This window comes from Pelomonas candidula, assembly GCF_043555985.1.
Lineage (GTDB): Bacteria > Pseudomonadota > Gammaproteobacteria > Burkholderiales > Burkholderiaceae_C > Pelomonas > Pelomonas candidula.
Window position 1 is genome coordinate 1 of sequence record NZ_JBIGIC010000036.1, and the last position, 3,173, is coordinate 3,173.

Consider the following 3,173-nt stretch of genomic DNA (forward strand, 5'->3'; position numbering starts at 1 on the left):
CGTATCCGTCCGGCCAACTCACCTTGAACGGCCCGTGGCCGGCAGCCAGGATGGTGCCCACCAAACAAGTTAGGTGGACACCATGTCAGACGCCAAGCCGGCCCTCCGCCGGCGTCACGATGCAGAGCTGAAGCAGCAAGTCATCGCCGCATGCGCGGCGCCAGGCGCGTCCGTGGCCCAGGTCGCGATGAACTACGGCCTCAACGCCAATCTCGTTCACAAGTGGCGCCGCCTGGCTGCCGACGACGGTGAGATTCGCAACTCACCGGCCTTCGTCCCCGTGTCGGTGGTCTCTGAGGTCCCGCCATCTGATCCGCCGCAGTCCATCGAACTGGAGCTGCAGCGCGGCGCGGTCCACGTTCGCGTGCGCTGGCCGTTGAATGGCGCTACGGCCTGCGCCGCTTGGCTGCGCGAGATGCTGCGTTGATCCGGGTCGACGCGCTGTGGCTGGCAGTCGAGCCACTGGACATGCGAGCCGGCACCGAGGCCGCCCTGCGGCGCGTGGTCGCTGTCTTCGGTGCTGCCCGCCCCCACCACGCCTACCTGTTCGCCAATCGCCGCGCCAATCGGATGAAGGTGCTTGTGCATGACGGCATCGGCGTGTGGCTGGCAGCTCGCCGCTTGAACGCCGGCCGCTTCGTGTGGCCGCGCGACGTGACCGGCACGTTGAACCTGAACCACGCACAGTTCGACGCCTTGGTGCTTGGCCTGCCCTGGCAGCACGTCGGCGAAGCCGGCGTCATCACGCTGCTGTAGCTCCGCGTCCATTGCGGCATCTGCCGATGGGCAGCTCGGTCTGCGCCGGGCAGCATCACGTCTCGTGATTGCCGATGACCTCGACACGCTCGATGCCCAGCAACTGCGCGACGCCCTGAGGGCCGCTCGCGCCGAGGCCGCGTTCAAGCAGGCCATCATCGACAAGCTCACCCACGAGAACGCGATCCTCAAGCGGCTGAAGTTCGCCGCCCAGAGCGAGCGCTTCAGCGCCGAGCAGAAGAGCCTGCTGGACGAGACGCTGGACAGCGACCTGGCGGCAGTGGCTGCCGAGATTGAAGGGCTGCAGCCCAGCCGGGCTGCCGGCGAACGGCAACAGCCCCGGCGCGGGAAGCTGCCGGCGCACCTGCCCCGCCGCGATGTGCGTCACGAGCCCGAGAACACCACCTGCGGTTGCGGCCAGGCTATGCAGCGCATCGGCGAAGACGTCGCCGAGAAGCTGGACTACCAGCCCGGCGTCTTCACCGTCGAGCGCCACATCCGCGGCAAGTGGGTTTGCAAGTGCTGCGAGCGGATCGTGCAGGCGCCGGTCGCGCCACACATCATCGACAAGGGCCTGCCGACGACGGGCCTGCTGGCCCAGGTGCTCGTGGCCAAGTACCTCGACCACCTGCCGCTGTACCGACAGGAAGCGATCTTCGAGCGCGCCGGCCACGCCATCTCGCGCTCCACGCTGGCGCAGTGGGTTGGCGAGTGCGGCGTGCAGCTGCAGCCTCTCGTTGACGCGCTAACCGCCGAGCTGCTGCGCCAGCGGGTGCTGCACGCCGACGAGACGCCAGTAGCCATGCTCAAGGCCGCCGGTCAGCGCGACGGCAAGACCCATCGGGCGTACCTGTGGAGCTACTGCAGCACCCAGTTCAGCCCCCTGCAGGCCGTCGTCTTCGACTTCGCCGACAGCCGTGGCGGTCAGCACGCTCGTGGCTTCCTCGGGCTGCCCGGGACGCCAACCAAGCCAGCTTGGCAAGGCAAGCTCGTCTGTGACGGCTTCACCGGCTACAAGGCTTGCTTCGAGCTGGGCGTGACCGAGGCAGGCTGCATGGCGCACGCGCGGCGCAAGTTCCACGAACTCTGGGCCAACCACGGCAGCCAGGTCGGCGAGCAGGCACTGAAGTTCTTCGGCCAGCTCTACGAGGTCGAGCGAACCACCGCCAGTGCCGACAGCGCAGCTCGGCTTGAAGCCCGGCAGACCGCAAGGCCACTGGCCGACGCCCTGCACCAGTGGCTGCGACAGCAACGCCAGCGCGTGCCCGACGGCTCAGCCACCGCGCGGGCCATCGACTACAGCCTCAAGCGTTGGGTGGCGCTGACGCGCTACCTCGACGACGGCGATTTACCCCTTGACAACAACTGGGTAGAGAACCGCATCCGGCCCATTGCTCTGGGCCGGCAGAACTGGCTGTTCGCCGGCAGCTTGCGCGCGGGCAAGCGGGCTGCGGCGGTGATGAGCCTCATCCACTCGGCGAGGCTCAACGGGCTCGATCCCTTCGCCTACCTGCGTGATGTGCTGGAGCGGCTGCCGGCGCAGCCGGCCAGTCGGGTCGACGAGCTACTGCCGCATCGCTGGTCGCCGCTAGCGTAGCCATCAGCATCGACCAAAGGCGTTATTGGCCAATCGAGTGAACGAATGCTCCAGCTCAGGCTTCCCCTACGGTTTGAGGTCTCCGCGGTATCGGTACAGCCCGTCAAAGGAAACGTTCATGCCGCCGCACTGCTTGTTGTCTTGAGCGAACAGGAAGTTTCCGACCTTCCTAATCTGGACCTCGCACTCACCCGTTAGTCCCACTACATCGGTCCCGAGGGGGGCGTCGAATGTGAATGATCCAAAGTGCGGGTCACCACCGCCCTGCCATATTGCGTTCCCGACGACGTGAAGGCGGCCGTCGACCGAAGTGATTGATAGCTTTGCGTGGTTGTTCTGCCAAACACCAACCCACGCGCTTGTGCTTGTAGACTTGTCCTCTAGCCACCGAGAGGCCGGAATCCAGCCTGCGACAGTAGCTAGTTTTCCCTTGCCGGGGACAACGACGCAGGCCCAGGATTTGTAGCGGTGGATCTGGACGCCAGATGTGCCTGCCGCGGCATTCGGGTTGCACCAACCGGGCTGCCACTTATCAGGGTCGCAGACCTCACCCGGCATGAGCTCAAGGTGGAGCGCCGGTCCAGCCGCGATTCGCCCTGGGCTTACAAGCTTGACCCCGTCCAGGGGGCCCGCGTCCACGATGCTGTCTTCATTGCACAGCGGTGGTTCTACCTCACCAGGAGCGGCGGAGGCGGTAGACCACCAAAATACTCCGATAAGGGCTGCCGAAACAGCTCGCGTTGTCTTCATGTCAAAGGGTCCTTCGTCGGCTTGAGCAGGTAGGCGGCGGAATATAAGGGTGACTTCGGCGGACGCTTAC

General features: G+C 65.9%; 3 protein-coding genes. All 3 read left to right on the plus strand.

The genetic code is table 11. From position 1 onward, the window contains the following. Positions 1-82 precede the first annotated feature (82 nt). The 3 genes from tnpA (at position 83) to tnpC (ending at position 2,353) form a co-directional block, all read left to right on the plus strand. Positions 83-427, plus strand: coding sequence for an IS66-like element accessory protein TnpA (gene tnpA, locus ACG04R_RS28325; protein ID WP_394418149.1), 345 nt, complete (start codon positions 83-85; stop codon positions 425-427). After that, entirely contained in the window at positions 424-756 is a 333-nt protein-coding gene (tnpB, locus tag ACG04R_RS28330; protein WP_394418152.1) for an IS66 family insertion sequence element accessory protein TnpB, read from the plus strand. Before tnpA ends, tnpB begins: the two co-directional genes overlap by 4 nt. A gap of 103 nt (positions 757-859) precedes the next feature. Next, positions 860-2,353 (plus strand): IS66 family transposase, encoded by a 1,494-nt coding sequence (tnpC, locus tag ACG04R_RS28335; protein ID WP_394418155.1) that lies wholly within the window; start codon positions 860-862, stop codon positions 2,351-2,353. Positions 2,354-3,173: the final 820 nt, after the last annotated feature.

What these genes read in the sequence shown, in the direction of transcription:
- tnpA (WP_394418149.1), top strand. Translation starts at nt 83, where the DNA reads ATGTCAGACGCCAAGCCGGCCCTCCGCCGGCGTCACGATGCAGAGCTG.